At 75.3% G+C, this 20,154-nt stretch carries 18 protein-coding genes; 7 read left to right on the top strand and 11 right to left on the bottom strand.

All coding sequences use genetic code 11. The features are described from left to right. Positions 1 to 67: 67 nt before the first annotated feature. From RCG67_RS16410 to RCG67_RS16400, 3 genes are read right to left on the bottom strand one after another with little or no spacing between them, the layout of a single operon-like run. Positions 68 to 1,036 (bottom strand): MaoC/PaaZ C-terminal domain-containing protein, encoded by a 969-nt coding sequence (locus RCG67_RS16410; protein WP_368827824.1) that lies wholly within the window; start codon positions 1,034 to 1,036, stop codon positions 68 to 70. A 2-nt stretch (positions 1,037 to 1,038) separates the two neighbouring features. Further along, complete coding sequence (locus RCG67_RS16405; RefSeq protein ID WP_368827818.1) at positions 1,039 to 2,421, bottom strand: 3-oxoacyl-ACP reductase; 1,383 nt, start codon at positions 2,419 to 2,421, stop codon at positions 1,039 to 1,041. Positions 2,422 to 2,472: 51 nt separating this feature from the next. Beyond that, complete coding sequence (locus RCG67_RS16400) at positions 2,473 to 3,846, bottom strand: acetyl-CoA C-acetyltransferase (RefSeq protein ID WP_438612684.1); 1,374 nt, start codon at positions 3,844 to 3,846, stop codon at positions 2,473 to 2,475. Positions 3,847 to 3,915: 69 nt separating this feature from the next. Between RCG67_RS16400 and RCG67_RS16395 the strand changes: the two genes are divergently transcribed. Further along, on the top strand, positions 3,916 to 4,689 hold the full coding sequence (locus tag RCG67_RS16395) for a TetR/AcrR family transcriptional regulator (protein ID WP_368827816.1): 774 nt from the start codon (positions 3,916 to 3,918) through the stop codon (positions 4,687 to 4,689). A gap of 89 nt (positions 4,690 to 4,778) precedes the next feature. Then, complete coding sequence (locus tag RCG67_RS16390) at positions 4,779 to 7,172, top strand: acyl-CoA dehydrogenase family protein (RefSeq protein ID WP_368827814.1); 2,394 nt, start codon at positions 4,779 to 4,781, stop codon at positions 7,170 to 7,172. Positions 7,173 to 7,316: 144 nt separating this feature from the next. Here the strand turns inward: RCG67_RS16390 and RCG67_RS16385 are convergent, their stop codons facing one another. From RCG67_RS16385 to RCG67_RS16355, 7 genes are all read right to left on the bottom strand, one after another. Further along, entirely contained in the window at positions 7,317 to 7,814 is a 498-nt protein-coding gene (locus tag RCG67_RS16385; protein WP_058873444.1) for an SRPBCC family protein, read from the bottom strand. Between the two features lie 14 nt (positions 7,815 to 7,828). Then, positions 7,829 to 8,191, bottom strand: coding sequence for an ArsR/SmtB family transcription factor (locus RCG67_RS16380; protein WP_368827812.1), 363 nt, complete (start codon positions 8,189 to 8,191; stop codon positions 7,829 to 7,831). Positions 8,192 to 8,281: 90 nt separating this feature from the next. Further along, the gene (locus RCG67_RS16375; protein WP_368827811.1) at positions 8,282 to 9,256 is read right to left on the bottom strand and encodes a hypothetical protein; all 975 of its coding nucleotides are present in this window, start codon (positions 9,254 to 9,256) and stop codon (positions 8,282 to 8,284) included. A 98-nt stretch (positions 9,257 to 9,354) separates the two neighbouring features. Next, entirely contained in the window at positions 9,355 to 10,245 is an 891-nt protein-coding gene (locus RCG67_RS16370; RefSeq protein WP_368827809.1) for a PP2C family protein-serine/threonine phosphatase, read from the bottom strand. Continuing rightward, the gene (locus tag RCG67_RS16365; RefSeq protein ID WP_368827807.1) at positions 10,242 to 11,399 is read right to left on the bottom strand and encodes an adenylate/guanylate cyclase domain-containing protein; all 1,158 of its coding nucleotides are present in this window, start codon (positions 11,397 to 11,399) and stop codon (positions 10,242 to 10,244) included. The genes RCG67_RS16370 and RCG67_RS16365 overlap by 4 nt, the downstream gene beginning before the upstream one ends. A 3-nt stretch (positions 11,400 to 11,402) precedes the next feature. Then, a complete protein-coding gene (locus tag RCG67_RS16360; protein ID WP_368827806.1) occupies positions 11,403 to 12,059 on the bottom strand; it encodes a hypothetical protein in 657 nt (218 codons plus the stop codon). A 2-nt stretch (positions 12,060 to 12,061) separates the two neighbouring features. Continuing rightward, a complete protein-coding gene (locus RCG67_RS16355) occupies positions 12,062 to 12,946 on the bottom strand; it encodes a biotin--[acetyl-CoA-carboxylase] ligase (RefSeq protein WP_368827805.1) in 885 nt (294 codons plus the stop codon). Between the two features lie 175 nt (positions 12,947 to 13,121). On the opposite strand from RCG67_RS16355, the gene RCG67_RS16350 reads away from it, so the two are divergent. The 3 genes from RCG67_RS16350 to RCG67_RS16340 all read left to right on the top strand — a co-directional run bounded on the left by RCG67_RS16350 (position 13,122) and on the right by RCG67_RS16340 (position 15,393). After that, entirely contained in the window at positions 13,122 to 13,424 is a 303-nt protein-coding gene (locus RCG67_RS16350) for a YciI family protein (RefSeq protein ID WP_058873437.1), read from the top strand. A 158-nt stretch (positions 13,425 to 13,582) separates the two neighbouring features. Next, positions 13,583 to 15,166, top strand: a complete 1,584-nt coding sequence (locus tag RCG67_RS16345; protein ID WP_368827803.1) for an acyl-CoA carboxylase subunit beta — start codon at positions 13,583 to 13,585, stop codon at positions 15,164 to 15,166. Beyond that, a complete protein-coding gene (locus tag RCG67_RS16340) occupies positions 15,163 to 15,393 on the top strand; it encodes an acyl-CoA carboxylase subunit epsilon (protein WP_368827801.1) in 231 nt (76 codons plus the stop codon). Before RCG67_RS16345 ends, RCG67_RS16340 begins: the two co-directional genes overlap by 4 nt. 59 nt (positions 15,394 to 15,452) lie before the next feature. On the opposite strand, the gene RCG67_RS16335 is transcribed toward RCG67_RS16340, so the two are convergent. After that, on the bottom strand, positions 15,453 to 16,706 hold the full coding sequence (locus tag RCG67_RS16335; RefSeq protein WP_082697000.1) for an MFS transporter: 1,254 nt from the start codon (positions 16,704 to 16,706) through the stop codon (positions 15,453 to 15,455). 41 nt (positions 16,707 to 16,747) lie between these two features. Here RCG67_RS16335 and RCG67_RS16330 point away from each other — a divergent pair, with 41 nt between their 5' ends. Beyond that, a complete protein-coding gene (locus RCG67_RS16330; RefSeq protein ID WP_082696999.1) occupies positions 16,748 to 18,490 on the top strand; it encodes a DUF885 domain-containing protein in 1,743 nt (580 codons plus the stop codon). Positions 18,491 to 18,563: 73 nt separating this feature from the next. Beyond that, on the top strand, positions 18,564 to 20,063 hold the full coding sequence (locus tag RCG67_RS16325; RefSeq protein WP_368827799.1) for a dicarboxylate/amino acid:cation symporter: 1,500 nt from the start codon (positions 18,564 to 18,566) through the stop codon (positions 20,061 to 20,063). The last annotated feature ends 91 nt before the right edge of the window (positions 20,064 to 20,154 follow it).

The following is a 20,154-nucleotide window of genomic DNA, read 5'->3' as shown; positions in this document are numbered from 1 at the left end:
AAGGGTCACGCTCGTGATCACCTGCCCACAGCCCAGCACCATCGGGCTGCAAAAGGAATCCTCACAGTCAGCCCTCCAGCCGGACCACCGTGCCCGTGAAGTGCGGGCGCCGGCGCCGCGGGTCCCAGCCGGCGTAGCGCGAGCCCCGCCAGCCGGCGCCCCGCCCGTCGTCGGTGATCGCGACCGCGACCGTCCCGGGGAGCAGGACCGGGGCCGCGAACTCCACCGTCCAGCGGAAGGGCGTCCCCGGCGGCACCCCGACCTCCGCCAGGGCGCGCGAGGCCGAGTACATGCCGTGGGCGATGGTCCCCTTCAGGCCCAGCGCCCGGGCGGTGGGCCCGGAGAGGTGGATCGGGTTCCAGTCCCCGCTCACCGCGGCGTAGTCCCGCCCGGTGCCGGCCGTCAGCCGCCAGTGCCCGGTCGGGGCCGGCGGCACGAACTCCTCGCGCGGGGCGTCGCCGGCCGTCCCGGGCACGTGCACGCCCTTGGCGAGGTAGCTCGAGCGGCCCGTCCACACGGGCTCGCCGTCCGCCCGCGCCAGACGGGCGACGACGTCGACCTGTGCGCCGGAGCGGTGCGGACGCAGCCGCTCGGCGGAGGCGGTGACCGTGAGGTCCTCCCCCACCGTCACGGCCCCGCGGTGCTCGACCTCGTTGGCCAGGTGCACCATGCCGAGGACCGGCAGCGGGAAGTCGGGGCGGGTCAGCACGCTCATCGCCACGGGGAACGCCAGGGCGTGCAGGTACCCGGAGAAAGCCTGCGTCCCGCCGGGGCCCTCGCGCGGCGGCGCGCCGACCGTGCGGCAGAACGCCTCGTGCCCGGCCGCGTCCACCACCACGGCCTCGACCACGTGCGCCACCGCGGGCAGGGCGCCCGGGGCGGCACCGCCGGGGCGTGCGGGCCGCCGGCCCGGCAGCCGGCCGGTGAGCCCGCGCGGCAGCAGGCCGCCCGCCGCGGCCGCCGCGGCGCGGGCGTAGAGCCCCCCGAGGGAGGGGACCTCGTCGAGGACCACGGTATCGTACCGGTCGCCGGCCATGCTCACGCCCCCACCAGGTTCTGGCCGCACACGCGCAGCGTCTGCCCGTTGATGCCGCCCGCGGCGTCCGTGGCCAGGAAGAGCACGGCCTGGGCCACGTCCTCCGGCAGCCCGCCCTGCTGCAGGGAGTTCAGCCGGCGGGCGACCTGGCGGCGGGCCGCCGGGATCCGGGCGGTCATCTCCGTCTCGATGAACCCGGGGGCCACGGCGTTGATGCTGCCGCCGCGCCGCGCCAGCCGGGGCGCGGCGGCGGCGACCATCCCGATCACCCCGGCCTTGGAGGCGGCGTAGTTGGTCTGCCCGCGGTTGCCCGCCACGCCGCTCGTGGAGGCCAGGGAGACGATCCGCGGGGCCGGGCCCAGGCCCTCCCCGGCCAGGAGCTGCTCGTTCATCCGCAGCTGCGACTCGAGGTTCACGGCGAGCACCGAGGACCAGCGGGACTCGTCCATGTTGGCCAGCAGCTTGTCCCGGGTGATCCCGGCGTTGTGCACCACCACGTCCAGGCGGCCGAAGCGCTCCCGGGCGAGCCCGAGGATCCGCTCCCCGGCGTGCTCGTCCGTGACGTCGAGCTGCAGGGCCACGGCACGGATCCCGTTGGCGAGCGCGGCCAGCGGCTCGCCCGCGGCGGGGACGTCGACGACGACGACGTGGGCGCCGGCGTCGGCGAGCGTGCGGGCGATCTGCGCGCCGATGCCGCGGGCCGCGCCGGTGACGGCGGCGACCCTGCCCCGCAGGGGGGCCTCCCAGTCGGCGGGCAGGGCCCCGGCGTCGTCGCCGACCGTCACGAACTGTCCCGAGACGAAGGTGCTGCGCCCGGAGAGCAGGAACCGCAGGGCGCCCAGCACGCTCGGGGCCCCGGGGTCGACGCCCTCGGCGAGCAGGACGCCGTTGGCGGTGGCCCCGCCGCGCATCTCCTGGGCGGTGGAGCGCAGGAGGCCGACGACCGCCTGGCGGGCCGCGGCGACGGCCGGGTCGAGCGGCTCCGCCGCCGCGGGCGTCGCCGAGGCCGCGCCCGTGCCGATGCCGGGCGCGGGCCGGGACACGGTGACCACCCGGCCGCCGGGGGCCAGCGAGCGCAGCACCCCGCCCAGGCCGAGCGCGGGCTCGGCCAGGTCCGCGGGCCGGGTGAGCTCGGTCAGGGCGAGCACCACGGCCCCGAACCGGTGGACGTCGTCGGGATGGCGCCGGACGTCAAGGTCCCAGCCGAGCAGGGCCGTGGCGATCCGGTCGGCCTCCTCCCCCCGGCCCAGCACGAGGACGGGGCCGGGCACGAGCGGGTCCCCGGGGCGGTGGCGGCGCAGCCGGGCGGGGGCGGGCAGCCCGAGCTGCCGGGCGAGCCTGCCGCCGGGGCCGGAGCTGACGAGGTCGAGATAGGTGTCTGCCATGGAAGAGGTCCTTGCTGTGGGGGTCGGCGGGGACGTCGGCGGGCGGGGGGCTCAGCGGGCCTCGAGGACGGCGGTGACGCCCAGGCCGCCGGCGGCGCAGACCGAGATGAGTCCGCGGGCCGGGCGCCCGGTCTCGTCGGCGCGCTCGCGCAGCAGCTTGGCGAGGGTGCCGACGATGCGCCCGCCGGTCGCGGCGAAGGGGTGCCCGGCCGCGAGCGAGGAGCCCGTGACGTTGAGCCGGCTCCGGTCCACGGTGCCGAAGGCGCCGTCCAGGCCCAGCCGCTCGCGGCCGAACTGCTCGTCCTCCCACGCGGCGAGGGTCGAGAGCACGGTCGCGGCGAAGGCCTCGTGGATCTCGACGAAGTCGAAGTCGTCGAGGGCCAGGCCCTGGCGCGCCAGCAGGCGGGGCACGGCGTAGGCGCCGGCCATCAGCAGGCCCTCGTCGCCGTGCACGAAGTCGACGGCGGCCGCCTCGACGTCCACGACGTCGGCGAGCACGGGCAGGGAGTGCTCCGCGGCCCAGTCCTCGGAGGCGAGCAGCACGGTCGAGGCGCCGTCGGTGAGGGGCGTGGAGTTGCCCGCCGTCATCGTGGCCTCGGCGTCGAGGGACTTCCCGAACACCGGCTTGAGCCCGGCGAGCTTCTCCACGGAGCTGTCCGGGCGGAGGTTGTTGTCCCGGGACAGCCCGCGGAAGGGGGTGACGAGGTCGTCGAAGAAGCCGCGCTCGTAGGCGGCGGCCAGGTTCTGGTGGCTCGCGGCGGCGAACTCGTCCTGGGCCTCGCGGGAGATGCCCCAGCGGGCGGTGGTGAGGGCCTGGTGCTCGCCCATGGACAGTCCCGTGCGCGGCTCCCCCGTGCCGGGGGCCACCGGCTTGAGGTCGGCCGGGCGCAGGCGCGCGAGGGCCTTGAGCTTCTGCGGGGTGCTCCTGGCCCGGTTGAGCTCGAGCAGGCCGCGGCGCAGCCGCTCGCTCACCACCACGGGCGCGTCCGAGGCGGAGTCCACGCCGCCGGCCACGGCCGAGTCGATCTGGCCGAGCCGGATCTTGTTGACCAGCGTGGAGACGGCCTCCATGCCCGTGGCGCAGGCCTGCTGCACGTCGAAGGCGGGGGTGCGGGGGTCGAGGACCGAGCCGAGCACGGACTCGCGCGTGAGGTTGAAGTCCTTGGGGTGCTTGAGCACGGCGCCGGCGGCGACCTCGCCGATCCGCTCCCCGGCGAGGCCGTAGCGGGCGGCCAGGCCGTCGAGGGCGGCGGTCAGCATGTCCTGGTTGCCGGCGTTGGCGTAGGCGCCGTGCGCGCGGGCGAAGGGGATGCGGTTGGCGCCGACCACGACGGCGCGGCGGGCCACGCCGGTGCGCCCGGCGCCGCTGGGGGTCGTGTGCTCCGCGGTGGGCTCGACGGTCTGCTCGGGGGTGGACTCGCTCACAGGAAACTCCTCGGTGGTGTTGTGATGCTGCTCACGTCACGAACGACAATACCTGATACCGTGGGTATCGTGAAACAGGTCGACGACACAGACTCCGCCGCCCAGGACGGCCCGTCCGCCCCGGACGGCCGCTCCTCCCGCTGGGCCCGGCACCGCGCCCAGCGGCGGATCGAGCTCATCCGCACGGCGCGCAGCGCCGTGGACGAGCTCGGCGCGCAGGCCTCCATGGAGGAGATCGCCACCGCGTGCCGGACGTCCAAGTCCGTCTACTACCGGTACTTCGGGGACAAGGCGGGACTGCAGCGCGCGGTCGGCGAGTACACCGTGACGCGGATGCGCGACCGGCTCGAGGAGGCGGCCCGCGCGGCCGGCTCCTTCGAGGACTCGGTCGAGGCGATGGTCGCGGAGTACCTGCTCAGCATCGAGCGCTCGGCGTCGGTGTACCGCTTCGTCGTCGCCCTCTCCCCCGACCCCGGGCGCTCCCGGCACGAGCGGCACCGGGCCGAGCGCACCCGCGGGGAGCGCTCCGGCAAGGAGGACGCCCCGGCCCCGGACGCCGGCGAGCGCTGGCTGATCCAGGAGTTCACCGAGTCCGTCAGCGGGCTGCTCGCGGAGGCGCACGTGCGCCACACCCCCGCCGAGCGCCGGTTGGAGGAGCCGGTGCTCAGCTACTGGGCCGCGTCCACGATCGGCATGGTCCGCGGTGCCGGCGAGGCCTGGATGAACACCCCGGACGGCACCCGGCGCCCGTCCCGCGCCCGGATGACGGAGCTGATCGTGGGCTGGGCCGTCGACGGCCTGCGCCCGCCCGGCGCGCCCGTGCCGGACCGGCCGTCCACCTGACCACCACCCGGGCCGGCGCGGACCGCCGCCGGCCCCGACCACCCCGTGACCGCACCGGCCACCGCCGGTCACCCACGACAGGAGCGAACATGACCACCACCGTCGACCGACCGACCACCGCCCGGACCACCGGCGGATCCACCACCGGGTCCACCGCCGCGGACGACGCCGCGATCCCGGCGCCCGCCGTGGACGTCGCCGCCCTCGGCGAGGTGCTGCTCGGGCGCTGGGCCGAGGTCCGGCGCGAGACCCGCCGGATGCTGCTCGACGAGCGGCTGCACCAGCAGCCGGAGCTCGGCCACCACGAGCACCGCGAGCGCGTGCTGGGCCAGCTGCACCTGCTGGTGGAGCACGGGGCGATGAGCCGGGGGCTGCCCGAGGAGTACGGCGGGCACGACGACCCGGGCGGCAACGTCTCCGGGTTCGAGGAGCTGCTGCTCGGGGACCCGTCGATGCAGATCAAGGCCGGCGTGCAGTGGGGCCTGTTCGGCTCGGCCGTGCTCAACCTCGGCACCGAGGAGCACCACCGCCGCTGGCTCGCCGACATCCGGGACCTGCGGATCCCGGGCGTGTTCGCGATGACCGAGATCGGCCACGGCTCCGACGTCGCCTCGATCGGCACCACCGCGACGTACGACCCCGCCGCGGAGGAGTTCGAGATCCACACCCCCTTCCGGGCGGCGTGGAAGGACTACCTCGGCAACGCCGCCGTGCACGGGCGCGCGGCGGTGGTCTTCGCCCAGCTCGTCACCCTCGGCGTGAACCACGGGGTGCACGCCTTCTGGGTGGACCTGCGGGACGAGGACGGGAACTTCCTGCCCGGCGTGGGCGGGGAGGACGACGGCCACAAGGGCGGGCTCAACGGCATCGACAACGGGCGCCTGCACTTCACCCGGGTGCGGGTCCCGCGCACGCACCTGCTGGACAAGTACGGGTCCGTGGCCGCGGACGGCACCTACAGCTCGCCCATCGCGAGCCCGGGCCGCCGCTTCTTCACGATGATCGGCACCCTGGTGCAGGGCCGGGTCTCCCTCGACGGCGCGGCCGTCCTGGCGAACAAGGCCGCCCTGACCATCGCGATCCGCTACGGCAGCGAGCGCCGCCAGTTCAACGCGTCCTCCGACATCCAGGAGGAGGTGCTGATGGACTACCAGCAGCACCAGCGGCGGCTGCTGCCCCGGCTGGCCGAGACCTACGCCATGCACTTCGCCCACCAGGAGCTGCTGCACAAGTACGACGACGTCTTCTCGGGCCGCGAGGACACCGACGAGAACCGGCAGGACCTCGAGACCCTCGCCGCCGCGCTCAAGGCGCTGTCCACCTGGAGCGCCCTCGACACGGTCCAGGAGTGCCGCGAGGCCTGCGGCGGCGCGGGCTTCCTGACGAAGAACCGGCTCACGTCCCTGCGCCACGACCTGGACGTCTACGCGACCTTCGAGGGCGACAACACGGTGCTGCTGCAGCTCGTGGCCAAGCGGCTGCTGTCCGACTGGGCGGAGGAGTTCAAGCAGGTCGACATGGGGGTGATGGCCCGCTACGTGGCGGGCCGGGCCACCGAGGCCACGTACCACCGGTCCGGGCTGCGCAAGCTCGGCCAGGCGTTCCGGGACACCGGGGACGTGCGCCGCTCCGTCAACGCCCTGCGCGAGGAGTCCGCGCAGCGCTCGCTGCTCACGGACCGGGTGCAGACCATGGTCGCCGAGGTCGCGGAGAACCTGCGGCCCAGCGCCAAGCTCCCGCGCGCGGAGGCCGCGGCGCTGTTCAACGAGAACCAGCACAAGCTCATCGCGGCGGCCCGCGCCCACGCGGAGCTGCTGCAGTGGGAGGCCTTCACGCGGGGCCTGGAGCAGGTCGAGGACCCGGGGACCCGCAGGGTGCTCACCTGGCTGCGCGACGTGTTCGGGCTGCGGCTCATCGAGAAGAACCTCGCGTGGTACCTCTCCTACGGCCGGCTGTCGATGCGGCGCGGGCGCAGCCTCGACGAGTACATCGACCGGCTGCTCGCCCGCCTGCGCCCGCACGCGCTCGACCTCGTGGCCGCGTTCGAGCTCGAGCCGGAGCACCTGCGGGCCGAGATCGCCACGGGGATCGAGGCGCGGCGCCAGGAGGAGGCCGCCGAGCACTACCGGCGGCTGCGCGCCTCGGGCGGCGCCCCGGTCAAGGAGAAGGCCCCCCGCCGGGAGTCCGCCACCCGGGCCGCCGGCGCCCCGGGCGAGCAGGCCCCGGAGGAGAAGAAGGAGGAGAAGCGGAAGGAGCGCCGGGCCGAGAAGCAGGCGGAGCAGCGCACGGAGCGCCGGGCGGAGCGCAAGCACGAGCGCCGGCTCGAGCTCAAACCGCGGAAGCTGGCGGCGCAGCGGGCCGCGGCCTCCGGGGAGCCGGCCGCGGACACCGCCGCGGAGCCGGCCGAGGGCCGTGCCGGGACCGCGGCCCGGCCCGCGGACACCGGGTCCGCCGCGGACACCGCCGTTCGCCAGGACGCCTGACCCGCGCGCCCCGTCCGGACCGCACCGGCCCGACCGCACCGCCCCGGCCCGACCACACCGGCCGGGCGCCCCGGCGACGCCGCCCCGGGAGTCCCGGGGCGGCGTCGTCGTCCGTCCCGCGTCCGCGGGCGGGAGCGGGCGCGGTCAGCGGGAGACGGCCCCGGCCAGGACGTCGTCGATCTGGCCCATGGCCTGGCGCATGCCCTCCTCCATGCCCATCGCGGACATCTGCTCGAGCTGCTCCGCGCTCTCGAAGGTCGAGACCGTGGTCATCCGCGTCCGGCCGTCGACGGCCTCGAAGGTGACCACGCCGTGGGTGGCGCCCAGGGCCGGGTCCGGCTCGCCGTCCTCCCCCGCGAAGCCGTCGTCGAACTCCAGTCGGTGCGGCGGGTCCACCGCGGTGACCGTCCACCAGCCCCGGGCCTTCTCCCCGTCCGGGCCGGTCATGTGGTAGCGGCACCGCCCGCCCTCGGCGAGCTCGTGCTCCTCGAAGGTGGCGGGCCAGCCGGGCGGGCCCCACCAGCGCTCGAGCTGGCGCGGGTCCGCCCAGACCTGCCAGACCCGCTCGACGTCCGCGGCGAACTCCGCGACGAACGTCAGGGTCAGCGCCTCCGTGTCCTTGTGCACGTCGATGACCGGCATGTCTCGCTCCCTTCCTACTGGTCCCCCCGGCCCCCGGGGGGCGTCTCCTCGGCGAGGAGATCCTCGATGGCGCGGGCCCGCCCGCGCCAGATCTGCTCGTAGTCCGCCAGCAGCCCGGCCGCCCGGCGCAGCGTGGCCGCGTTGCCGTGCACCACCTGCTCCCGCCCGCGCCGCCGCTTGGTGACCAGCGCGGCCCGCTCGAGCACGGCCACGTGCTTCTGCACGGCCGCGAAGCTCATCCGGTAGTGCCCCGCCAGCGCGGAGACCGACTGCTCCTGCCGCAGCACCCGCGTCACGATGTCCCGTCGGGTCGTGTCCGCCAGGGCCCGGAAGATGCGGTCGACCTCGTCGTCCGTCAGCTCATTTTCTACAACCATTTGGTTGTATGTTAGGCCGCCCCGGCGCCGCACACAAGGGGTCCGCGCCCCGGGGCTGCGGGATGTCCCGGGGCCCGCGCGGCGAGCCGCTCAGTAGAGCCCGGCCGGGCCGGTCAGGTGGCGGTGCAGGCCGTGCGCCACGATCGTGTTGCCCAGGGCGTTGAGGTGCCGGCGGTCGCCGGCGACGACCGATCGCGGCGGCAGCCCCAGGGCCAGCCAGCGGCGGTCCGCGGCCGAGGCGCCGATCCGGTGGGGCCGCAGGCCGGGCAGGGACCACAGCCCGGGATCGCGCAGGTCGGCCATCGTGTCGTAGAACCGGTCGCCGTACTCCCGCCGGTGGACCGCGTTCACGCCGCGCACCTGCTCCCACCCCGCCGTGCCGCGCCGGTCGGCCACGGTGTGCCACTGGCCCATCACCACGGACGTGCCGGGCTCGACCTGCCAGGCCGCGCGGGTGTCGGCGACGACCTGGTCCGGGTCCTCGATGTTGTTCTTGCCCGTCCACAGCAGGTGCACGTGGCCCCGGTGCCGCTCTTCCAGCGCGGTGCGCCACCGCGCCGCCGACGCGGGCGCCACGTCGACCTCGGCCCCGGGCACCTCGCGGCGCAGCACGACCGTGTCCCCGTCCCGCGCCACGGCCCGGATCGTGCACGGGACCCCCGAGACGGTGCCCGGGACCGGCACGAGCACGCCCGGCACCCGGCCGTCCACGGTGGGCACCACCAGCTCCCCGTGGGCGGGGATCCGGCCGACCCCGTAGCCGGAGCCCAGCCGGGGCAGGTAGGGGTGGGCGCGGCTGCGCATCGCCAGGGTCTGCCACGACCGGTCGCCGCTGACCGCGCGCGAGGCCCCCGGCGCCTCCAGCAGCTGCGACAGCAGGTCCTCGATGCGCACCGCGGGGAAGCCCCGCGGGCGGTCCCGGTGGAGCGCGCTGGCCGCCGAGGAGGAGCCCCACAGCACGAACGGGCGCCGCCCGCCGGACGGCTCCGGCAGGGTTCCGCCGAGGGCCCCCGACACGGCGAGCACGAGGCCGGAGAGGACGAAGGAGCGGCGCGAGACGACCATGTTCTCAAAGGTAAACAGCGTCGCCGGGGGCGGTCCCGATGTGACGGCCGATGATGGCCCCCACTTCGGGGGACGCCGCGGCCCCGCGGGGCACGGGCTCAGAAGCCGGGGGCGTACTCCCCCGGCCGCACGGCGTCGGCCACGATCACGGTGACGTTGTCCCGCCCGCCGGTGCGCAGCGCCGCCTGCAGCAGCACGTCGGCCGCCTCCTTGGGGTGGGGCACCGATGCGAGCACCCGCGCCATGTGGGCGGGGCTCAGCTCGTTGGTCAGCCCGTCCGAGCACAGCATCAGCCGGTCCCCGTGCCGGGCCGGGAGCACCCACACGTCCGGCTCCCAGACCTGGCCGGTGCCCAGGGCCCGGGTGATCACGTTGCGGCGCGGGTGCACGAGCGCCTGCGCCGAGGTGAGCTGCCCGATCGACACGAGGTACTGCACCTCGGAGTGGTCCACCGTCAGCTGCTCGATCACCGGCCCGCCGCCGTCCGCGCCCGCCCCGGCCTCGGGACCGGCCAGCCGGTAGGTCCGGGAGTCGCCCGTGTTGAACACGATCCACAGCATGCGCCCGTCGATCCGGTGCAGCCACACGCCCGTGACGGTGGTGCCCGCCCGGCCCTCGACGGCGTCCTGGATGTGCTGGTCCGCCTGCCACAGCACCGAGCGGACGCGGCGGACCGCCTCGATCGCGTCGTCGGGGATCTCCGGGTCCAGGCGCAGCTCGCGCTCCACGGTGGCGCGGAACCGGGCGATGTCCCGGGGCGGCTCCGGCTCGAGGACCTCGAAGGACCGGAAGTCCTCCAGCTGGAACAGGGGGGACGCCCCGAGCGTGCGCACGCACAGGGCGCTGGCCACCTCGCCGGCCTCGTGCCCGCCCATGCCGTCCGCCACGGCGCACATCGTGGCCGTGACCACCAGGGCGTCCTCGTTGGACTCCCGGCGCAGGCCGCGGTCCGTGGCCGCACCGGCGCGGATGACGAGGGGTGCGCTCATTCGAAGTCGACCTCCAGCCCGGGACCGGCGCCCTGGGAGAGCGCGACGGGCTGGACGTCGCCGAAGCCCCGCACGTTGCGGGTGGGCTGCGGCAGGAGGATGAAGCGGTCGTCGCCGGAGAGCACCGCCGCGGTCGAGGCGTCCACGAGCACGGAGCCCGGGTCGGTCAGCGACACGAGCCGGGAGGCGAGGTTCACCGTGGGCCCGTAGATGTCCCCGAGCCGCGGCAGCACCCGCCCCCACACGAAGGCCACGCGGGCCTGCGGGAGCTCGGGGTCGTCGCGGATTGCGCGGGCCAGGGCCAGGGAGATCTGGGCCCCGCCCTCGGGGGTCTCGGCGAGGAACATGACCTCGTCCCCGATGGTCTTGATGAGCCGGCCGCCGCCCACGGCGATCACCTCGGCGCAGCGGTTCTCGAAGCGCTGCACGAGGTTCGCCAGGGTCCGCTCGTTCATCTGCCGGGAGAGCGAGGTGTAGGAGACCAGGTCGGCGAAGCCCACCCCGCGCGCGAGCGGGAGGATGGAGGACGCCCCGTCGTCGGCCGTGGGGCCGGTGGCGGTCGAGCCGTCCGGGCGCTCCACGCGCATCGCCAGCCGCTGCACGGCGGCGTTCATCTGGCGCCGCCACGAGTAGACCAGGAGGTTCTCGATCGCGTCGATGAGGTCCGGCAGCAGGTGCAGCAGCTGCCGGCGCGCGGCGGCGTCGGTCATGCCCCGGTGGACGACCATGTCCTCGACGAGCGCCTCGACCTGCCACACCACCATGCGGTCGGTCATCTGCCCGATCGAGCGCACCAGGGACAGGGCCGCCTCCTCGGTGACCTTCTCCTCGAGGACCATCGTGGAGAGCACCCGCAGGGCCTCGGAGTCCTGCTCGGTGAACCACAGGTCGTCGTCGGTGAGGTTCGGGAAGCCCAGGGCGCGCCAGACCTTGCGCGCGGACAGCAGGGACAGCCCGCCCCGGCGCGCGGCCTCCCGGCGGCGCAGGTCGCGCTCCGAGCCCAGGAGGGTCTGCTCGAGGGCCTGCACGGCGGCCTTGGACTCGTCCGATCGGTAGAGGTTCGCCTGGACGGGGTTGTGCAGGTTCAGGTTCAGCTGTGCCGTCTGGGGGCCGAGCGCGGGCTCGCCCTGGGTCTCCGAGTCCTCACTCGCCACACGTCACTCCTCTTCCTGGTGGACGGCCCGCCGGCTCCACGCTCGGCGCGGGGCGACGGACGGGCCCGGGCGTGGTGCCACGACCGCGTCGCGGTCCACTCTAGTGGTCGGGAGCCCCGGCGCACCCCCGCGGGAGCCGTCGCCCGCCGCCCACAGGTCCTCGGCGGCCCGGCGGATCAGCCCGGCCAGGCGCTGCGCCTCCGGGGCGTGCTCGAGCCGCAGCCCGCCGAGCGGCCCGAAGTCGGCCACCACGCGCCCGTCGCGGCGGCCGAGGGCGGGGCTGCGCCGGCGCTCCACGGAGACCCGGCGCAGCTGGTGCAGGGGCAGCGACACGGTCCGCCGGGCCCCGCCGGGGCGCAGCAGCACGAGGTGCCGGGTGGTGAGCACGTAGCGGGTGCGCCACCAGCGCAGGAGCGGGCGCAGGCAGCTGCGGAGCACCACCCAGGCGGCGGCCACGAGCAGGGTGAGCTCCACCCCGGCGTGCACCGTGGTCCACGGCTCCGCCACGGGGCGCCAGCGCAGCTCGAGGGCCCGCTGGGCGGTGGAGAGCACGAAGACCGTGAGCAGCAGCACCAGGAAGGGCCGGGTCAGCCGTGCGCCGTGCGCGCGGGTGGACACGAGCACGCGCTCCCCCGGCTGCAGGGCGGGACGGGCGGGCACGCTCACTCCGTCCCGGGGGCGTCCGGGGCCGGGCGCAGGTGCACCACGTCGCCGGCCGTCACCTCGCGCCGGGCGCCGCCGGCCTCGAGCACCAGCAGCCCCCCGTGCTCGCCGAGGCCCGTCGCGGTGCCCGTGACGGGGGCGGCGCCGCCGGGCAGCTCGGCGCGCACCGTGCGCCCGAGGGTCTCCATCCGCTCGCCGATCCGGGCGCGCAGCGGCCCGCCGGGCCGCACGGCGGCGGCCGGGTCCGCGCAGAACTGCCGGTAGAGGGGCACGAACCCACCCAGCACGGCCCGCAGCACGGCGGCGCGCTCGAGCTCGCGGCCGGTGGCGCGCCGGACGGACGTGGCCGTGGCCACGGGCAGCTCCTCCTGGGCCACGTTGACGCCCGTGCCCAGCACCACCGCCGGCGGGCGCTGCTCGTCCAGGACGAGGCCCGCGAGCAGGCCGGCGACCTTGCGCCCGTCCACCAGGACGTCGTTGGGCCACTTGATCCGGGCGCCCGCCGCCGCGAGCTCCTCCAGGGCGTCCACGACGGCGGAGGCCATCAGCAGGGTCAGCCAGGGGAAGTGCTGGGTGGGCAGCGACCGACCGCCGCCGTCGGCCGGGCGCAGCAGGACGCTGAACGTCAGGGCGGTGCCGGGCTCGGTGGTCCACACCCGGTCCAGCCGGCCGCGCCCCGCGCTCTGGTGCCCGGTGACCACGAGGGACAGGTCGGTCCACGGACGGTCCGGGCGGGGCCCGCGCACCTGCCGGGTGACGGCGGCCGTCAGGTGCTCGTTCGTGGAGCCGACCTCGTCGAGGACGTCGATCCGTCCCAGGCCGAGGTCCGCCAGGGCGGCGAGCACGGCGGGGGCGCGCAGGTCGGCGGCGCGGGGGTCGGGCACGGTTCTCCTCGAGGCGGTGGTCGGGGGACGGTCGGCGCGGGGCAGGCGTCGCGGTGCCGGGCGCCGTCCGCGTAGTCTTCGGACCACATCCACAGTAGTAGCCCGGTTCCCCGGGAACCGGCTGGACGGTCCCGTCCGGCCGCCGGGACCGCGGCTCGAGACCGAAGGAGCCATCGTGAGCGCAGCCGAGCACCCCACGACGTTCGCCGTCACCTACGTCTACGGGGGCCCCGCCGACGTCCTGGCCGCCCGCCGCCCCGAGCACCGGGAGTACCTCGGCGGCCTCGTGGCGCAGGGCCGCCTGCTCGCGTCCGGGCCGTTCGACGACGACGGCGCGCCGGGCGCGCTGCTGGTCTTCGCCGCCGAGGACGCCGCGGCGGTCGAGCGGCTCACCGACGAGGACCCGCTCGTGCGCCACGGGGTGGTCACCGAGCGGACCGTCCGGCCCTGGAAGGTGGTCCTCGGCCGCGTCGGCTGAGCGCCCTCCGGGCGCCCCCGGCCCCGGACCCGGAATTTGTAGGAGTTCTACAACGGAGGCCCCCGCGGCCGCGGACTAGAGTGAGCAGGTCCCCAGACCACCCCGGACCGGACCGCTCGGCCCGCCGGGCCGGCCGCGTACCAGACCACGAGGTGCTTGTGACCCACGACCTGACGACCACCGCCGGCAAGATCGCCGACTTCCACGACCGCAGGGCCCGCTCCGAGGCGCCCGCGGGGCAGGCCGCGATCGAGAAGCAGCACGCCCGCGGGAAGAACACCGCCCGCGAGCGCGTGGAGATGCTCCTGGACGAGGACTCGTTCGTGGAGTTCGACGCCCTCGCGACCCACCGCTCGACCGCCTTCGGGATGGCCGCGAAGAAGCTGCCCGGCGACGGCGTGGTCAGCGGCTACGGCACGGTGGACGGGCGCCTGGTGGCGGTCTACTCCCAGGACTTCGCGGTGTTCGGCGGGTCCCTGTCCCAGGTCAACGGCGAGAAGATCGTCAAGGTGCAGAAGTTCGCCCTGCGCAACGGCTGCCCCGTGGTCGGGATCAACGACGGCGGCGGGGCGCGGATCCAGGAGGGCGTGGCCTCGCTGGCCATGTTCGCGGACATCTTCAACATGAACGTGCGCTCCTCCGGGGTGGTCCCGCAGATCTCGCTGATCATGGGCCCGTGCGCGGGCGGGGCGGCCTACTCCCCGGCCCTGACCGACTACATCGTGATGGTCGACAAGACCTCGCACATGTTCATCACCGGCCCGGACGTCATCAAGACGGTCACGGGCGAGTCGGTGGACATGGAGACCCTGGGCGGGGCGCGCCAGCACAACGCGACCACGGGCACGGCCACGTACCTCGCCGAGGACGAGCAGGACGCGTTCGACTTCGTGCACGAGCTGCTCGAGTTCCTCCCGGCCAACAACCTGCAGGAGGCGCCCCTGCTGGACCACGACCAGGAGGACGAGGTCACGGACGTGGACCTCGCCCTCGACACGCTGGTCCCGGACTCCGCCAACCAGCCCTACGACATGCGCGCGGTGGTCGAGGCGATCGTCGACGACGGGCACTTCCTGGAGATGCAGGCCCTCTACGCCCCCAACGTGATGATCGGCTACGCCCGGGTCGAGGGGCACACCGTGGGCATCGTGGCGAACCAGCCCCTGCAGTTCGCCGGCACGCTGGACATCGCGGCCTCCGAGAAGGCGGCCCGGTTCGTCCGCCACTGCGACGCGTTCAACGTCCCGATCCTGACCCTCGTGGACGTGCCCGGGTTCCTGCCCGGCACCGACCAGGAGTTCAACGGCATCATCCGGCGCGGCGCCAAGCTGCTCTACGCCTACGCCGAGGCGACCGTCCCGCTGGTCACCCTGATCACCCGCAAGGCCTACGGCGGGGCCTACATCGTGATGGGCTCGAAGAAGCTCGGCGCGGACATCAACCTGGCCTGGCCCACCGCGCAGATCGGCGTGATGGGCGCCCAGGGCGCCGTGGAGATCCTCTACCGCCGGGACCTCAAGGCCGCCGCCGACAACGACGAGGACGTGGACGCGCTGCGCGCCGAGCTGGTGCGCAAGTACGAGGAGAGCCTGCTCAACCCGTACCAGGCCGCGGAGCTGGGCTACGTGGACGCGGTGATCTCCCCGTCCGAGACCCGGGTGCAGGTGCTCAAGGCCCTGCGCGCCCTGCGCGACAAGCGCGCCACGACGCCCGCCAAGAAGCACGGGAACATCCCGCTGTGACGGCCCGCGAGCCCGTCGAGGGCGTCCCGTCCCTGCGCTTCACGGCCGGCAGTCCCACGCCGGAGGAGATCGCCGCCGTCACCGCCGTCCTGCTCGCGCGCCCGGGCGGGGGCGACGCCGACGCGCAGGGCACCCCGGGGCGCCGCGACCAGTTCCGCAGGATGCGGCTGGGCCTGCGGCTGCGCCCGGGCCGCGGCGCGTGGCGGCGGAGCCGGCCGGAGGAGTGAGCCCGCGGCGGTGAGCCCGCGGGGCTCGGCTCGCACGGGCGGGTGCGACGGGCCGGTGCTCACGGCCCCCGGGGGATCCAGCGGGACACGACGAGCGCCACCGCGATGCCCGTGAGCGCGAGCACCGCCGTCACGGCCCACGTCAGGTCCCAGGTGCCCGCGGCCTGTGCGACCGACGCGACCGCGGGCGGGCCGGCGAACTGGCCCAGGGCGTTGAACTGCTGGCCCAGCCCCAGTGAGGTGGCCACCGTGGTCGGCGTGGGGGCCAGCCGCATGAGGCTCGCGATCGCCGTGGTCGGCACCACTCCCCCCACGGCGGAGAAGACCAGGACCGCGCCGTACCGGGCTCCGAAGCGCGCACCCTCGTCCAGCAGCGGGGCGAGCCCGAACGCGACCACGGCGGCCAGGCCCAGCACGGTGAAGCCCGTGCACCACAGCACCACGGGACGCACCCCGCGGTGCAGGGCCCGGCCCGCGCCGAGGTTGCCCAGCACGTTGACGCCCGCGGCGAGCGCGCTGAGCCCCGCCGCGGCGCCCGCCGCGATCCCGGCCTCGGCGTACATGGAGGGCAGGAACTGCACCACCCCGTTCCACTGGGCGGTGTAGAGCCCGAAGATCGCGGCGACCAGCCACGGCCCGGGGGCGCGCAGGGTCAGTCCGAGGCGCTGCCGCACCCCGTGCACCACCACGTGGGCCGGGTCCGGCGGGAGCACGGCGAGCACCAGCAGGCCCAGCAGGGCGGAGCCGGCCGCGGCGGCCGCCCACCAGGTGCGCCAGCCGAGGGCCTCGCTGAGCAGCCCGCCGAGCAGCAGGGACAGCGCCGCGGCCACCGGGATGTGGCAGCCCCACAGCCCCACCAGCAGCGACACCCGGGCCGGGGCCACGGTGCGCCGGATCAGGGCCGGGGCGCAGATCGACACGAGCATGAACCCCACGCCCTCCAGCACGCGGGAGCCCAGCAGCGGGGCGTACCCCGTGGAGAGCAGCCCGGTCAGGGAGCCCGCGGTGAGCAGGCCCAGCCCGAGCAGCAGGCCCCGGCGCAACCCGATCCGGTCCCCGAAGAAACCCACCACCACGCCGAGCAGCATCCCCGCCACCTGGACGGTGGAGAGCAGGAACCCGCCCTGCACCAGGCTCAGGCCGAGCTCGGCGGAGAGCACGGGCAGGGCCGGGGCGAGCTTCCAGACGTGCAGGGCGCCCACCACGCCCGCGAGCACCACGAGCAGGGCGGGCCCGGTCCCGGCGGTGCCCGAGGGACCGTCCGGAACGGTGGCGGAAGGCGCGGAGCTCGCGCGCGGCGCAGGGGCTGGCATGCTCCGCATTCTAGGGAGCGCCCGGCGCTAGGGTGACGTGCATGACCGATGAACGGCCCGACCATCCGTCCACCGCCGGTCCCGGGCCGGCGCCCCTCGGCACCGGGCGGCGCGAGCCCACCGCCGTCGACGCCGTGGCCGAGCGCTGGTTCGAGCGCACCCTGGAGCTGGACCCGGCCCAGGCGACCGTGCACGGCTTCCCCGGGCACGAGAGCGGGTACCGCGACTTCGGGCCCGAGGGCCTCGAGGCGCGGGCCGAGGCCGCCCGCCGGACGCTCGCGGAGCTCGGGCGCGCGGCCCCGGCCGACGACGTCGACCGGATCACCGGCCACGCCCTGCGCGAGCGCCTCGGCCTGGAGCTGCTGCTGCACGAGGAGGGGCTGCGGGGCTGGGAGGTCAACAACATCTCCTCCCCGGTGCAGGAGATCCGGGAGGTCTTCGACCACCTGCCGCGGCGCACCGCCGAGGACTGGGCGCACCTCGCCGGGCAGCTGCGCGCCGTGCCCGCCGCCGTGGACTCCTGGGTCCTGGGCCTGCGGCACGCCCGCTCCCTCGGCCGCTCGGCCTCGGCGGCGCAGCTGCGCAACGCGGCCCGCCAGTGCACCGGCTACGCGGCACGGCACGGTTTCTTCGACCGGCTGGCGCGCAGCCCGCACGTCCCGGACGGGCTGCGGCAGGAGGTCGCGGAGGCCGCCGGGACGGCGCGGCGCGCCTACCGGGGCCTCGCCGCCGTGCTGGGCCAGGAGCTCGCCGCGGACGCGCCCCGCCGGGACGCGGTGGGCCCGGACGTGTATCCGCTGCGCCTGCAGGAGTTCCTGGGCGCCGTCCTGGACCCGGCCACGGTCTACGCCTGGGGCGTGGAGCAGCTGCGCACCATCGTGGCGGAGCAGGAGCAGCTCGCCCACCGCATCGCCCCCGGCGCCACGGTCGCCCAGGCCATGGCGGCCCTGGACGCGGACCCGGCGCGGCAGCTGCACGGCACCGACGCGCTGCAGGCGTGGATGCAGGACCTCTCCGACGCCGCCGTGGACGCCCTGGCGGACACGCACTTCGAGCTGACGGAGCCCATGCGCCGGCTCGAGTGCCGCATCGCCCCGACCCACGACGGCGGGATCTGGTACTCGATGCCCAGCGCCGACTTCTCCCGCCCCGGGCGGATGTGGTGGTCCGTGCCCGAGGGCACCGCGACCTTCACCACCTGGGAGGAGACCACCACCGTCTACCACGAGGGCGTTCCCGGCCACCACCTGCAGTTCTCCACGGCGCTCGCCAACTCGGGCGAGCTCAACCGGTGGCGGCGGATGGGCGTGTGGGTCTCGGGCCACGGGGAGGGCTGGGCGCTGTACGCCGAGCGGCTCATGGACGAGCTGGGCCACCTGCAGGACCCCGGGGACCGGATGGGGATGCTGGACTCCCAGCGGCTGCGGGCGGCACGGGTGGTCTTCGACGTCGGCTTCCACTGCGGCTACCGCATCCCGGCGGAGCTCGGGGACGCCCTGGGCGGGGCCCGCCCCGGCGAGGTCTGGACGCCCGAGGACGGGTGGCGGTTCCTGCGCTCGAACATCGTGATGTCGGACCCGATGCTGCGCTTCGAGTGGATGCGCTACATGGGCTGGCCCGGGCAGGCGCCGTCCTACAAGGTGGGCCAGCAGCTGTGGGAGCAGGCGCGGGAGGCCGCCCGCGCCGCGGCGGGCCCGGACTTCCTGCTCAGGGACTTCCACACGCGCGCGCTGCGCCTGGGCTCGGTGGGCCTGGACACGCTGAAGTACGCACTGGCCCTGTGATCTGCGTCATGTAAGCGTCACATTTCGTCACCGTCATTCGGTGATGTATATTTCCGCGCCCTATCGTGAGCACATGATTTCCGCAGAAAGCAATCGACGTCTGCCCCGGTGGATGACCTCCTTCGGCCCGCAGATCGTGCTCGCCCTCCTCCTGGGCGTGGCCCTGGGCACCGTCGCCGACACCCTCGGCGGCGACCCCGACACGGACCCCAACTGGCTGATGACGGCGCTGGACACCATCGGCACCAGCTACGTCAGCCTGCTCAAGGCCGCCGTGGTCCCGCTCGTCGTGACCGCGGTGATCTCCTCGATCGCCAACCTGCGGGAGGTCTCCGACGCGGCCCGGCTGGCGTGGAAGACGCTGCTGTGGTTCGGGATCACCGCGCTGGTCGCGGTGACGGTCGGGCTCGTGCTCGGGCTGGTCGTCCAGCCCGGGGCGGGCAGCGGCGCCTCCGCGCCCGCCGAGGCGTACACCGGCACGCAGGGCTCGTGGCTGGGCTTCCTCACCGGCATCGTCCCCGCCAACTTCCTGGGCCTGCAGGTCTCCTCCTCCGTGGTGGACCCGGAGACCGTGCAGACCTCCCTCGGCTTCAACGTGCTGCAGGTGCTCGTGGTCTCGGCCGCCGTCGGCATCGCGGCGCTCAAGGTCGGCACCCCCGCCGAACCGTTCCTGGCCGTGGTGCGCTCCGCGCTGGCCGTGGTGCAGAAGGTCGTCTGGTGGATCATCCGGCTCGCCCCGCTCGGCACGCTCGGGCTCATCGGCCGGGCCGTGTTCGAGTACGGCTGGACCTCGATGGGCGGGCTCGTGGCATTCGTCGCGACCGTCTACGCCGGCCTGCTGGTCGTGGCCCTCGTGGTCTACCCGGTGCTCGTGAAGGCGCACGGGCTCTCCGTCAAGCAGTACTTCTCCGGCGTGTGGCCGGCCGTGCAGCTGGGCTTCGTCTCCCGGTCCTCGGTGGGCACCATGCCCCTGACCCAGCGCGTCGCCGAGCGCAGCCTCGGCGTGCCCCGCGCCTACGCGTCCTTCGCCGTGCCGCTCGGCGCGACCACCAAGATGGACGGCTGCGCCGCGGTCTACCCCGCGGTCGCCGCCCTGTTCGTCGCGCAGTTCTACGGGATCGACCTGGACGTCACCCACTACGTGCTCATCGCGCTCGTGTCCGTGCTGGGCTCCGCCGCGACCGCCGGCACCACCGGCGCCACCGTGATGCTCACCCTGACGCTGTCCACGCTGGGCCTGCCGCTCGACGGCGTGGGGCTCCTGCTGGCCGTGGACCCGATCATCGACATGGGCCGCACCGCGCTCAACGTGGCCGGCCAGGCCCTGGTGCCCACCATCGTCGCCCACCGCGAGGGGCTGCTGGACCGCGGACTCTACGACGCCCCGCGCTCCGGCGACCCGTTCGTGCCCGAGGACGCCGAGCCCCGGGACGCCGGCGCCGCGGACACCGGCGCCGGGCACGGCGCTCCCGCGTCCGCGGAGGCCCTCCCCGGCAGCACCACGGCCGGCACCGCCCCCGCGGCGGGGGCCGCGGAGCCGCGCCCCGAGGCGGCCCCGGCCGCCGCCCGCTGACGCCCGGCACCGCAGGCGTCCCCACCGCACGGGGCGGGGAACCGGAGGAGTGCCCGACGCATTCCGGCGGTTCCCCGCCCCGCGCCGTTCC

The organism is Kocuria cellulosilytica (assembly GCF_040981245.1).
In the GTDB taxonomy this organism is placed as follows: Bacteria; Actinomycetota; Actinomycetes; order Actinomycetales; family Micrococcaceae; genus Kocuria; species Kocuria cellulosilytica.
This window is presented reverse-complemented; position numbering and strand designations above follow the sequence as displayed.